At 64.6% G+C, this 12949-nt stretch carries 12 protein-coding genes; 5 read left to right on the top strand and 7 right to left on the bottom strand.

The features are described 5' to 3' along the window. Positions 1-299: 299 nt before the first annotated feature. Positions 300-812, top strand: a complete 513-nt coding sequence (locus WEB61_RS07810; RefSeq protein ID WP_368063773.1) for a hypothetical protein — start codon at positions 300-302, stop codon at positions 810-812. A gap of 6 nt (positions 813-818) precedes the next feature. Here the strand turns inward: WEB61_RS07810 and WEB61_RS07805 are convergent, their stop codons facing one another. Together WEB61_RS07805 and WEB61_RS07800 are read right to left on the bottom strand one after the other, a co-directional pair. Beyond that, the gene (locus WEB61_RS07805; RefSeq protein ID WP_368063772.1) at positions 819-1757 is read right to left on the bottom strand and encodes an NAD(P)H-dependent flavin oxidoreductase; all 939 of its coding nucleotides are present in this window, start codon (positions 1755-1757) and stop codon (positions 819-821) included. A gap of 134 nt (positions 1758-1891) precedes the next feature. After that, entirely contained in the window at positions 1892-2329 is a 438-nt protein-coding gene (locus WEB61_RS07800; RefSeq protein ID WP_368063771.1) for a hypothetical protein, read from the bottom strand. Positions 2330-2564: 235 nt separating this feature from the next. On the opposite strand from WEB61_RS07800, the gene WEB61_RS07795 reads away from it, so the two are divergent. Next, positions 2565-3431: an alpha/beta hydrolase gene (locus WEB61_RS07795; protein ID WP_368063770.1), complete on the top strand. Its 867-nt coding sequence runs from the start codon at positions 2565-2567 to the stop codon at positions 3429-3431. 6 nt (positions 3432-3437) lie between these two features. Here WEB61_RS07795 and WEB61_RS07790 read toward each other — a convergent pair whose 3' ends face one another. The 5 genes from WEB61_RS07790 to WEB61_RS07770 form a co-directional block, all read right to left on the bottom strand. After that, positions 3438-4457, bottom strand: coding sequence for a TauD/TfdA family dioxygenase (locus WEB61_RS07790; protein ID WP_368063769.1), 1020 nt, complete (start codon positions 4455-4457; stop codon positions 3438-3440). An 11-nt stretch (positions 4458-4468) separates the two neighbouring features. Beyond that, positions 4469-6205, bottom strand: a complete 1737-nt coding sequence (locus WEB61_RS07785; RefSeq protein WP_368063768.1) for an amidohydrolase family protein — start codon at positions 6203-6205, stop codon at positions 4469-4471. Between the two features lie 126 nt (positions 6206-6331). Beyond that, positions 6332-7720 carry an MFS transporter gene (locus tag WEB61_RS07780; RefSeq protein WP_368063767.1) on the bottom strand — a complete coding sequence of 463 codons (1389 nt, stop codon included), beginning with the start codon at positions 7718-7720 and terminating at the stop codon, positions 6332-6334. 145 nt (positions 7721-7865) lie between these two features. After that, positions 7866-8276 carry a hypothetical protein gene (locus WEB61_RS07775; protein WP_368063766.1) on the bottom strand — a complete coding sequence of 137 codons (411 nt, stop codon included), beginning with the start codon at positions 8274-8276 and terminating at the stop codon, positions 7866-7868. 73 nt (positions 8277-8349) lie between these two features. Beyond that, complete coding sequence (locus tag WEB61_RS07770; protein ID WP_368063765.1) at positions 8350-9294, bottom strand: aldo/keto reductase; 945 nt, start codon at positions 9292-9294, stop codon at positions 8350-8352. Positions 9295-9503: 209 nt separating this feature from the next. Between WEB61_RS07770 and WEB61_RS07765 the strand changes: the two genes are divergently transcribed. From WEB61_RS07765 to WEB61_RS07755, 3 genes are all read left to right on the top strand, one after another. Continuing rightward, positions 9504-10769 carry an LLM class flavin-dependent oxidoreductase gene (locus tag WEB61_RS07765; RefSeq protein ID WP_368063764.1) on the top strand — a complete coding sequence of 422 codons (1266 nt, stop codon included), beginning with the start codon at positions 9504-9506 and terminating at the stop codon, positions 10767-10769. Next, a complete protein-coding gene (locus WEB61_RS07760; RefSeq protein ID WP_368063763.1) occupies positions 10769-11545 on the top strand; it encodes an alpha/beta fold hydrolase in 777 nt (258 codons plus the stop codon). Before WEB61_RS07765 ends, WEB61_RS07760 begins: the two co-directional genes overlap by 1 nt. Before the next feature lie 148 nt (positions 11546-11693). Continuing rightward, positions 11694-12893 (top strand): acyl-CoA dehydrogenase family protein, encoded by a 1200-nt coding sequence (locus WEB61_RS07755; protein WP_368063762.1) that lies wholly within the window; start codon positions 11694-11696, stop codon positions 12891-12893. The last annotated feature ends 56 nt before the right edge of the window (positions 12894-12949 follow it).

Raw genomic sequence — 12949 nt, 5'->3', positions numbered from 1 at the left:
CGAAACCCGGCGGAGGTACCTGAACGATGCCTCGGGTGAGACATGCCGCCGAAATTGTCCAAAGAGACGCGTACGCCGTTACATAACCGGTTCGGCCAGTGGCACGTGCGATTGCGTTCGGGCCGTGTGTAGAGGCCGCGATGCAGCATGTCAATAAAAACCAAGGCTTTCCGCGAAAATTTCACATTTCCATAAACCGGCTCCCGGTCCGGTTGCCGCATTTTTTATTTGCGAGTCATTCTTATTTGCAGCATTCTCGGGCTCCGCAACCGCATCGCGAACGCCCCGAGGAACCGCCCATGAAACCTGCCGCAGCCGTCGTCCCGACCCGCTCCGTCTCCGCTTACGCACCCGACCAGCCGCTCGGCGAACTCGGCTTTGCCGAGCAATTCGTCATCTGGTGTCTGCGCGTTCAATGGCGCCTGACGGAAGACGGCGCCGGCCGCTCGCTGCTCGTGCAACGCGCCTTCGACGCACTGGAACTGCCGGGCGGCGCGGCACTGGTGGCCGAGCTTGCAACGGCGCTGACGCACAGCGTGCAGCGGCCCTTGTCGATCCCCTGTCCGCACTGGCGGGTGCTGACAAGCGACGAAGCCCGCATTCTGGATTTCATCGCCGGCCTGCAGCGGCACGGACAGGCGGCGCAAGACCGGTTCGACCGGAGCTGGCGCGCGGCGCCTTGCGGGGCCTCACCCGTCTGGGCACCGGCGCAGCGGCTCGCGCTGGCGCTATCGACAGCCGGGCTGACACTCGGCATCGGGACGCAGACGGGCGTCGCCTTTCCCGATGCGATGCCGCGGCTGCTGCATTGAGCCGCGTCAGCCGAAGCTTTTCGCCGTGCCGAGCGAACCCATGCGTCCGGCTATCGCGAAAAACTCGGCGACGGTTTCCTCGATGATGTCCTTCGCCGACTTGATCGCGGTGATGAGGCCCGCCGTCTCGCCGGCAAGACCGACAGCCGCTTCCATGTCACCGCCGAAATAAAGATCGAGAATGCGCGTGAAAGTGTCGGGCGGCATCAGGCCTTCTTCATGGATCGCCGCCGTGCGCTCGGTCTTCAGGGCGCGGATGCAGGGGGTCGATTTCTTGTTGAGCACGTAGGTGCCTGTCTCCTTGGCGTCGACAATCGCCTGCTTGTAGTTGACGTGAACGGGGCTCTCGGCGCAGCTGACGAAACGCGTGCCCATCTGCACGCCTTCGGCGCCGAGCGCAAAGGCTGCCGCCATGCCCTTGCCGTCGCAGATGCCGCCGGCCGCGATCATCGGAATGTCGGATTTCGCGCGGATCGCCTGCAAGAGCACCAGCGTGCCGACTTCTTCCGGGTTCTTGAAGCCGCCGCCTTCGGTTCCCTCGACGACCAGACCGTCGATGCCCGCATCGACGCATTTCATCGCCGCGTCGACCGTCGGCACCGCGTGATAGACGGTGATGCCGGCATCGTGCAGCGGTTCGATGAATTTCGCCGGGCTGCCGGCCGAGGTCGTGACGAATTTGACGCCGGCATCGCAGACGAAGCGCAGCATGGCGTCGTCGCGCAGGAAGCGGATCGGCAGGTTGACGCCGAAAGGCGCGCCGGTGAGATCGCGCATTTTCAGGATTTCGGACTTGCAGGCTTCGGTCTCGCCGGACGAGGTCTCGATGATGCCGAGGCCGCCCGCCTTGCAGACGGCGGAGGCAAGCTGCGAACGGGCGATCCAGCCCATCGGCGCCTGGACGATCGGATATTTCGCGCCCGTATGGGCGAGCACGCGGTTCATGGGTCACTCCCTGGTGTCGGATTATCGGCAATAACGATGCCGGAAGTAGGCCCCAGCCGTTTTCGCTGCGCAAGAAGGCCGGACAAGAAAAAGGGCGGGAAGTCCCGCCCGCCCTTTTCCGGTTCGGGGTGCGGTTACCTGAAATGGCCGTAGGCGCGCGCGACCGCTTCCGAAAGTTCCTTGTAGGCGCCCTCGACACCGGTTCTGATTTCGTCGAAAGCGCCCTCGCCCTGACGCGCCAACTCGGCGGCGCGTTTGGCGAGGCGGCTGCGATCCGCCTTCAACTGTTTCAGTACGCCGCCGTAGCGCTTTTCGGTTGCCTTGAGCGCCTTGCGCGCTTCCTTCTCGGCCTTGTCGACCTCGCGCGAAAGTGCGGCGACCTGCTTTTCGAGTTGCTTGCGCAAGGCCTCCTTTTCGGGCGTCAGTCCGGACGCCTTCTTCTTTTTCTGAGCAGGCTTCTTTCGAGCCGGGGCCTTCTTCGCAACCGCTTTCCGGGCGGGGGCCTTCCCGGCCGGCCGCGCCGCCGATTTGCGGGCGCCCGCCGTACCGCGCTTCTTGGTGTTTTCAGCCATGGTCCAGTGCCTCTTTCCTGAATATCGGCGATATCGGCCTGTTGCGCCCTGCGCGGCCGTCGCCGAAGAAACGAGAGTGGCGCGACTGCCCGGCCCGATCAAGGCCCTCCGACGCGCCGCCGGGCGGCTGGATATTGGTAATTTTGTAAGACCTTTGGAGGCCTAATGCGGACATTGAGGCGGCGGGGCATCGAGCCCCGGCGTGGCGAATTTCCCGGGGGCAGCCGGTTCGACAATGCATTTCAGTACCACCGATCGACCGAACGAGGGCGCCGGGCGCACGGTCATGCTGATTCACGGCATGTGGAGCCAGCCGCGTGTCTGGGACAATTTTCGTGGCTTCCTCGAAGCGCGCGGCTACACGGTCGTCGTGCCGGCGTTGCGGCATCGCGCGGAACCGGGACGCGACCCGCATCCCGAGCTTGGCATCACCAGCGTCGCCGACTATGCGGACGACCTCGCCGCCGAAATCGGCAAGCTCGGCCGCAAGCCGCTGGTCGTCGGCCATTCGATGGGCGGACTTCTCGCTCAAATTCTCGCCGCGCGCGATCTGGTGCAGTCGGCCGTCTGCCTGGCCTCGGCCCATTGCGCGGGCTATATGTCATTCGATCCCAAGCCGCTCTGGATTTTCCGCAAACAGACCTTGTCGGGACGCTTCTGGACGCGGCCGCAACTGCCCTCGCTCGAGACGATGAGCTATGGCGTGCTGAACGGCTTGCCGGGGCATGAGCGCGAAGCGGTCTATGCGACGCTGGTACCGGAATCGGGCCGCGCCTTTTTCGAGATCGCCTACTGGTTTTTCGACCGCCGCCGCGCGACCGTGGTCAACCCGGCCGAAGTTTCCTGTCCACTGCTGATGCTGACGGGTACCGAGGACCGGCTGACGCCGGTTCACATGACGACGCGACTGGTCGAGGGCTATGAAGGCCGCGCCGTGCTCGAAACGCTGCCGGGCCATGCACATTGGCTGCCGGCCGAGCCCGGCTGGGAACGCATTGCCGAACGGGCGGTGCATTTTTTCGAGGCGGAAGCGCCGGCGATGGCGCGGCGTATTCCCGTTCCCGCGTCCGCCGGTTTCGGCGGCCTCGTGCCTGTCCGCTAGGGCCGGTCACGCGTCGAGCTTCAACTCGCTCTTCGTCCGCTTTTGAGCCCAGTGGCTCGAAAAGTTCCGGAATTTTTCAGGCCTGTCGGTCAGGCGCGCGGTTTCGAGCCAGAGCCGTTTCAAATGCCGCTTGCGGTTGCGCTCGGGCCAGTCCTCGTAAGCCGTGCGGGCGTGGAGGACGTGGTAGTTGTTGACGAACTGCATGTCGCCCGGCTCAAGATCCATATAGACATTGAAGGCCGGATCAGCGCACACCGCGTCGACGAGATCGAAGGCCTCGCGGGCCTTCGGGTGCAGGCGCGGCGCATCGGGATGGCGCTGGCTGGCCTCGATATAGGGGCGGATGTAGCGCACGAAGAGGCGGCCGGCATGCTCGGTGAAGACCGGCATGGAATAGAAAGGCTCACCGCCTTTCGGTTCCTCGCCGCGATAGTCGTAGGGCTGCGGTTCGTAGAGCAGCGCGGCAAGATCGGGCCGCGTGCGCACCAGCTCGTTGTGGATCGCCAGCGCATTGGCGACGGTCGAGATGCCGCCCGACATGGCCTTTCTGAGGCACATCAGGCCGACAAGGTCCGAGCCGTCGGAGTGATAGGGCAGCGCGACGCCGCCCAGCTCGTAGCCGCGCGAGGTCGAGTCGGCGCCCGACTTGCCGTGGTCGGTCACGTCGCCCAGCAGATGGCCATGCTTGTTCTGCGGCCAGGGCTTGCCGAGATGCATGCCGATGCCCCAATAGATCAGCGCGGCATCGTCGTCGGAATAACGTTCGACCGGCAGGCCGCGAATACGGGCAAAGCCGCAACCGTCGATCAGCTGCGCCTCGATTTCGACCAGACGGGGAGCGAGCGAGGGCAGCGGGAAATCGTCCCTTGTCACATCGAGCAGGTCGGCGGCGCGGGCTTTCGCGCAGGCCAGCGCGGCTTCGAGTTCCGCGATATCGGCCGGCGACAGTTCCAGCGTCCAGCGTGTTTCGTCGGCGACATCGGCGGCGCGCCAGTCGCAGGCGGGCTCCAGCACATGAACGGTCATTCTCCCCTCCCCTATTCGGCAGCCGCGCGGGCAGGCGCCTGTTGATGACCGCGCACCAGCTTGCCCGGCAGCGCGCCGGTCGGCTGGCCGTTGCGATAGATCACCTCGCCGCTGACGATCGTCGCGACATAGCCTTCGGCTTCCTGCATCAGCCGGCGCGCGCCCGACGGCAGGTCGTAGACCATGCCGGGCGGCTTCAGGCGCAGATGGTCGAAGTCGATCACATTGATGTCGGCCTTCATGCCCGGCGCGATCAGGCCGCGATCGAGCAGGCCGATCGCTTCCGCCGTATCGCGGGTCTGGCTTCTCACGACGAAAGGCAGATCGAGCCGCTCGCCGCGCGAGCGGTCGCGGCACCAATGGGTCAGCATGTAGGTCGGCACGCTGACATCGCAGATGACGCCGACATGCGCGCCGCCATCCGACAGCCCGAACAGCGTGTTGGGGTTCCGCATCATGGTCAGCGCATTGTCGAGGCTGAACTCGAAATAATTATGCAGCGGGAAGAAGAGGAAGTTGCGGCCTTCGTTTGCCGTCAGAATGTCGTAGACGATGGCGTCGGGATTTTCGCCGCTGCGCTTCGCGCGGGCGCCGATGCTGTCTTCGGGCGCGGGCTCGTAGTTCGGCGGGTCGCCGAGTTCGAACATCTTGTGATAGGCGCCGGCCAGCGAATTCAAGAACGGATGGCCAGGCTCGAGATCCTCGGCCAGCAGGTTTTCGCGGAAGGACGGGTCGCGCATGATGGCGACGCGTTCGGCGAGCGGCTTTGAGGCAATGGCGCGGTAGCTCGGCCGGGTCAGGAAGGGATGGACCGAGCCCTGCAGGCCCAGCATCAGTCCGACCGGGCGGCCCTGCACCTGCGCCTTGATCGGCAGGCCGCGACCGGCCGCGGCATCGAGCCGCGCAAGCAGCTCGCGCCATTGATCGGGCATCACGTCGGCCTGGACCAGCGAGAAGCTCAAGGGCCGGCCCGAAATCTCGACGAGTTTCTCGACCAGCGAAAACTCCGCATCGACGTCGCGGAAATCCGAGACCCATTGCAGCACGCCGGCGCCGGCATCTTTCAGGCCTTCGGCAATGCCCATCATTTCCTTGTCGGCGGCGCCGATGGTCGGCGTCAGGTCGCCGTCGCTGGTGCGATGCGCGATGGTGCGTGAGGTCGAAAAGCCGATGGCGCCCGCCTTGATCGCGTCGCGGACGATGGCCCGCATCTCGGCGATTTCGGCGTCGGTCGCCGCTTCGCGCTTCGCGCCGCGCTCGCCCATCACATAGACGCGCACCGCGCCATGCGGCACCTGCATCACCAGGTCGATGTCGTGCGGCAGCGTTTCGACGGCGGCCATGTAGTCGGCGAAGCTCTCCCATTTCCATGAGAGGCCTTCATGAAGGGCGGCGCCCGGAATGTCCTCGACGCCTTCCATCAGGCGGATCAGCCTGTCGTGATCGGTCTTCTTCACCGGCGCGAAGCCGACGCCGCAATTGCCCATGACGACCGTCGTCGCGCCGTGGATCGAGGAGGGCGTCATGCGGCTGTCCCAGGTGACCTGGCCGTCGTAATGGGTGTGGATGTCGACCCAGCCCGGCGTGACGAGCAGGCCTCGCGCGTCGATTTCCTCGCGGCCCGAGGCGGCGACCTTGCCGATCTCGACAATGACGCCCTTGTCGATCGCGATGTCGGCTTCGTATGCCGCGCCGCCCGAGCCGTCGACGATCGTACCGCCGCGGATGACGAGATCCAGCTGTGCCATCGGTTCCTCCTCGAGGCTTTTTCATTCTTGTTGGCGGCAGTCTAACGCCGTCCCGCGCTCATCCCAAAGAGCGGAAGCGCATTCGACAAAATGCTGCGGTGCGGCGAACGCGGATTATTGGCTGTTTCAATCGGCCGAACGGTTGATCGCGGCTTCCTGTGCCAGCCGCAGATTGCGGCGCTCGATGAGGCCGCGCAGGCGCAGCTGGCGGGCGGCCGTCAGCGGATAAGTCCAGGTGAGCCAGAGGGCCGCGAGGAAGAAGATCGAAGGAATGACCGCATAAGAGAAGGTGAGCCACCAGAATTCGGCCGGGCCGTTGACGCCGGCCGCGCCTGTCGGGTTGAAGCCGAAAAAGGCGACAACATTGAGCGAGATGCCGGTGCCGAAGGCGGTGGCGAGCTTGGTCGTCATGCCGGATATGGCGAAGAAGGTGCCGGCGCGTTTGCCCTTGGAACGGGCGGTGTCGACATCGACGACATCGGCGAGCATCGCCAGCGGCAGGAACTGCAGACCGCCGAAGCAGAGGCCCTTGGCGATGAACATGGCGGTGAAAATCTGCGTCTGGCCGGGGACGAGAAAGAAGGCGAGCGTCGAAAGCGACGCCGCCGCCGTCATGCAGACGGCGAAGGCCTTGTGCTTGCCCATCCGGCGGCCGAGCCAGAGCCAGCCCGGAATGGCGAGGAGGCCGGCGCCGAAATAATAGAGGTAGAGCATGCCGACGCCGGTGACGCCGATATAGTCGCGCATGAAAAAGAGCGAGAGCGCGTTGCGGAAGGCCTCGCCGCCGGTGACGATCAGGACGATCGCAAGCACGCGCACCATCGGCCCGTTGCGGCCGACATGGCGCAGGCCCTCGATCAGCGGCACGCGGCGGGCGACCTTGACGTGTTCGGGCTCGGCGACACGCCAGCAGACCAGCAGCACCAGCAGCGGCGTCAGCAGCACGATCGCCCAGCCCATCGCTTCCAGCACCGGCTTGGGCCGTGCCGGACCTTCGATGAAGAGCGGCAGCACGGCGGGGATCAGCGCCGCCAGCATCAACCCCACCAGCACATAGAATTCGCGCGAGGCGGTGATGCGCGAGCGCTCGTGATAGTCGGGCGACATTTCGGCGCCCCAGGCGAAATAGGGGATGTAGATCAGCGTCGAGCCGATGAACATGATGCCGAGCCAGGCCAGCAGATAGAGGCTGCCGACCGCGGTGAAGCCGAAAAGATGGGGCATGAAGAGGAAGAGCACGCCGACGACCAGGATCGGCAGGCCAAGCAGCATGAAAGGCTTGCGGCGGCCGATGCGTGTGTGGGCGTGGTCGGAGAGATAGCCGATCATCGGATCGGTGACGACGTCGGTGAGGCGCGCCAGCATGATCATGGTGCCCACGGCGGCCAGCGAGACGCCGAGCTCGCCGGCATAGAAGGGCGGCAGCCAAATCGCCACCGGATAGCCGAACATCGCGATCGGCAGGCCGATCGAGCCGTGAATATAGATCGAGGATCGCGACAGCGGCGCGGTCATGGCCAAAATTCCCCCCGGGGGCGGCTTTCCCCTTTCGCGGGGATGCCGCCCTTTTTGTCGTTCCTGTTTCAATGGCCGGAGTATAGAGGCGGCAAGCGCGCGCCCAAGCGAAATCGGCCGCCCGGGCGCGCCGGCGCCGAAATGCCTATTTCAGCGCCTCGAGCATTTCCTGCGTCTCGCCCGCAAGCGTCTTCGCCTCGTCGTGATCCTCCGCGGCGATGCCGGCTTGCGCCTTTTCGAGCGCGGCTTCGAGCGATGCCTTCGTCTCCTCGTCTTCGGTATCCGGGATCGCGCCGTTGCCGAGCGGCTTGCACGGGTTCAGCTCCTTCTCGGCGAAGCCCTCGCCGTCCGGCCCGACCAGGCAGTTGACCGTGTGATGGAGATGCGTGTGAACGCCGTCGAGATCGCCGGCACCGGCGGCGAAGCCCGCATGCTGCGCCGCAGCGGCAATCTCCTTGTCCGGCTGCGGGTCGGCCGCCTGGGCGGGAGCGGCCGCCAGCAGCATCAGCGCCGCACCGGCGGCCGCGAAGATGGAAGCCTTGCGTGTGTTGCGCATCGTTTCCTCCTGTTTGTCTGCGGAAGCCTCAGCAGAACATTTCACCGGCGCGTCGGGCAACCGGAAATCGCGCTCAGAACCTGAAAGTCATCTTGCCGATCTCGTCGCGTTCTTCGGCCGTCATCTCCCACTCGCCGGCCTTGACGTTCTGCTCGACCTGTTCGGGCTTCGTCGCCCCGGCGATGACGCTGGCGACATGCTCTTGCGAGGCGAGCCAGCCGATGGCGGCGTCGAGCATCGATTTTCCGCGCGCTTCGGCAAAAGCCGCCACTTTCTCCACGATGTCGAAATTGGCGTCGGTCATCAGGTTCTTGCCCATGCCGGGCGCAACCGTCAGGCGGCCGCCTTCGGGGCCGTTGCCGCCGCGCCGGTATTTGCCGGTCAGCATGCCGCTTGCGAGCGGGAAATAGGGGAGAATGCTTGCGCCGTATTTCTTCGCCGCCGGCACCAGTTCAAGCTCGATCTTGCGGTCGAGCAGATTGTAATGGTTCTGCGCGCTGATGAAGGGCGTCAGGCGGCCCTCCCTTGCGAGGTAGTGCGCCTCAACGAGCTGCCAGCCGGCGAAATTGGAGCAGCCGATATAGCGGACCTTGCCCGAACGCACCAGATCGTCGAGGGCCGACAAGGTTTCCTCGATCGGCGTGCCGGGATCGGGGAAATGCATCTGGTAGAGATCGATATAGTCCGTGTTCAGACGTTTGAGGCTCGCCTCGACGGCCTGCACGACATAGCGCCGCGCGCCGCCCTTCATGTATTCGCCCTCGTCCATCGCGAGGCCGAACTTGGTCGCCAGCACGATGTCCTTGCGGCGCCCGCCCAGCGCATGGCCGAGCATCCGTTCCGAGCCGCCCTTGTTGCCGTAGATATCGGCCGTGTCGAACAGCGTGATGCCGAGATCGAGCGCCTTGTGGACGACCGTGTCCGTGGCGGGCTGGTCGATCTTCATGCCGAAATTATTGCAGCCGAGACCGACCACCGAAACTCTCAGGCCCGAATTTCCCAGTGTCTTGAAGCGCATGACGTTCATCCTCCGCATTCCGCTTTTGGCATCACGATAGGTTGTCGCGTGCCCGCGCGACAGCCCGTGCCTTTGGTGCGCCGTAACGTTTGCGTGAGACCGCCGAACTGGCTAGACTCCCGCTCTAGGGTGAACACCCTAGACAACGATGAGGGCCGGGCCGCCCCGCAAAGGCGCGCCGAAAAGAGCCCCTTCCGGGAGGACCAAAAATGAAATTCACCTGGTTCAATCTGATGCCGTGGCCCTATCTGCCGGACGATTTCCGGGAGAAACATCGTTCGGTCTGGGTCGATATCGACTCGCGCCTGTTCGATCCGGCGAAAGCCCATGAGGTCTACAATTCCTACATGGACATGCTCGAATATGCGGGCACGCTGGGCTTCGACGGCATCGGCGTCAACGAGCATCACCAGAACGGCTACGGCATCATGCCCTCGCCCAACATCATCGCGGCGGGACTGGCGCGGCGCACATCCGATGTCGGGCTTGTCGTGCTCGGCAATTCGATCGCGCTCTACAATCCGCCGGTCCGCGTGGCGGAAGAGTTCGCGATGCTCGACTGCATTTCGGGCGGACGGCTCGTTGCCGGCTTCCCGGTCGGCACGTCGATGGACACGAATTACTGCTACGGACAGATCCCGGCGCTGACGCGCGAGAAATACCAGGAGGCGCATGATCTGATCCGCCGCGCCTGGTCGGATCCCGACCCCTTCGCCTTCAACGGGCGCTACAACAAGCTCCGCCACGTCAATATCTGGCCGCGGCCGATCCAGGACCCGCCGCCGATCCATATTCCGGGCGGCGGTTCGGTCGAGACCTATGATTTCTGCATCGACAACACCTATTCCTATTCCTACCTCTCCTTCTCCGGCTATATCCGCGCGAAAGCGCTGATGCAGGGTTACTGGGACCGCGTCGCCGAGCGCAACGCACCCGACGAGAGCCCCTATCGCGCCGGCTTCGCGCAGACGATCTGCGTCGCCGACACGGACGAGGAGGCCGAGCGGCTCTATTCCGAACATGTCAGCTATTTCTACAACCGCTGCCTCCATGTCTATGGCGGCTTCGCGGATGCGCCGGGCTATCGCACCATCAAGACGATCCAGACGGGCGCCCTGTCGCAATATGCGCCACCCCTCGGCGGCTATTCGGAGCTCACCTGGAAAGACCTCACCGAGCAGGGCCACATCATCGCCGGCAGTCCGGAGACCGTGCGCCAGCGCATGGAAGACCTGATCAAGGGGCTCAATGTCGGCAACATCTTCTGCCTGCTTCATGTCGGCAACATGCCGATGGACAAGTGCATGCATTCGACGCGGCTCTTCGCCGAGAAGGTCATGCCGCATCTCAGGGACATGTTCCCCGATTACAAGGACGACAACCGCTTCTGGTGCAAGCCGCTGGCGAAACGCGTGACGCCGGGCAGCCTGCCGGCCGAAAAGGAAGTGGCCGCGATGGTGGGAGGCAAGGACTGATGGACGCGAAAACGATCGAGACCCCCCACGTTCCCGTCCGCTACTTCGAGGGCGGAAAGGGCGAGCCGCTGGTCTTTCTGCACGGCGCCGGCGGCGTCACGGCGGAGGATCCGCTGCTGGCGAAGCTCGCCGAGAAATATCACGTCTATGCGCCACTGCTGCCGGGCTATGGCGACTCGGCCGAATGCGGCGAGCTGCGCGAGATGCTCGACATCACGCTCCACACCTGGGACGCGGTGGCCGCGCTCGGGCTGAAAGACCCGATCCTGGTCGGCCATTCGATGGGCGGCATGATCGCCGCCGAAATGGCCGCCGTCGCGCCCAACGATGTCAGCCGCCTCGGCCTCATCTGCCCGGCCGGACTCTGGCTCGACGAGCATCCGATCCCCGACATTTTCGCGATGCTGCCTTACGAGCTTCCGGCCGTGTTGTTTCACGATGTCGAGGCGGGGACCGCGCTGATGACGGCGGGCGTCGCGCTTGACGATCCGGAATGGCTGAAGGGCTTCCTCGTGCAGAATGCGCGGCAGATGGGCATGGCGGGCAAGATCCTCTTCCCCGTGCCCGATCGCGGCCTTTCGCAGCGGCTCTACCGCATCAAGGCGAAGACGCTGCTCATCTGGGGCGACGGCGACAAGCTGATCGCGCCGGTCTATGCACATGCCTGGAAGAAGGCGATCAAGGGCGCCGAGCTCGTCTCGATCCCGGAAGCCGGCCATCTGATGACACTGGAAAAACCGGATCACGTCGCGGCGGCGCTGGCGAAACTCGGCTGAGGCACAGGAGAATCGGCGTCAAAAAACAAGAAACAGACGCGGATAGGAGCGAAGGGCCATTCCAAAAGGAGTGGCCCTTCTGCTTTGCGGGCATCTGGCGCGAAGGTGACGCTTCGCTCTATCCTGTCGGGAAACCCCGGAGGACGCGATGGAACTGGCGCTCAACAAGGATGACGAAGCCTTCCGCGACGAGGTGAGGCAATTCCTGAAAACGAAACTGCCGCGCGAGGTCGCCGAGGCGAAATCGGTCGGCGTTTCGGTCGAGAAGCCGCTGCTGAAGAAATGGCACCACGCGCTCTACGCGCAGGGCTGGGTCGCGCCGGCCTGGCCGAAGGAACATGGCGGCACCGGCTGGAACGTCACGCAGCGCCACATCTTCAATGAGGAGACGGCGCGCGCCGAAGCGCCGCGACTGATGCCGTTCGGCCTCAACATGGTCGGCCCCGTCATCTATACCTTCGGCAACGAGGCGCAGAAGGCACAGCATCTGCCGGGTATTCTTTCCGGCGACATCTGGTGGTGTCAGGGCTACTCGGAGCCGGGCTCGGGCTCCGACCTTGCCTCGCTGAAAACCCGGGCCATACGGGACGGCGGCGATTACATCGTCAACGGCCAGAAAATCTGGACCTCCTACGCGCATGAAGCCGACTGGATTTTCTGTCTGGTGCGCACCGACGAGAAATCGAAGCCGCAGGAAGGGATTTCCTTCCTGCTGATCGACATGAAGACGCCGGGCATTACCGTGCGTCCGATCGTTTCGATCGACGAATTGCATCACCTCAACGAAGTCTTCTTCGAGGATGTGCGCGTACCGGTCGAAAACCGCATCGGCGAGGAGAACAAGGGCTGGACCTATGCCAAGTTCCTGCTGACACATGAGCGCACGGGCATTGCCGGCGTGCCGGAATCGAAAAAGGCGGTCGAGCGACTGCACCAGATTTCCGAGGCGACGCGCGGCAGCGACGGCAGGCGGCTGGCCGACGATCCCGCCTTCCGCCGCAAGCTCGCCGAAATCGAGATCGACCTTGCGGGCCTCGAGATCACCAATGCGCGGATTCTGGCCGACGCGGCGGCGGGACGGCAGGTCGGCGAGCGCTCCTCGATCCTGAAGATCGCCGGCACCGACATCCAGCAGGCGCTGCAGACGCTGGCGGTCGAGGCCATCGGCTACTACACGCTGCCCTCGCAGCGCGAGCGTCTCGAAGGCCTGCCCAATGCACCGCGCGTCGGGCCCGATCATGCCGAAGCGGTCTTTGCCAATTACGGTTTCGGCCGCGCCGCCACGATCTATGGCGGCTCCAACGAAATCCAGCGCAATGTGCTGGCGAAAGCGGTGCTGGGGCTCTAGCCCTCGCCCATCTTCTGGTCCGGCCGCCGCTCGGCCAGCATCTTCTTGACGATGGG

Source organism: Parvibaculum sp. (assembly GCF_040882025.1).
Taxonomy (GTDB): Bacteria; Pseudomonadota; Alphaproteobacteria; order Parvibaculales; family Parvibaculaceae; genus Parvibaculum.
This window is presented reverse-complemented; position numbering and strand designations above follow the sequence as displayed.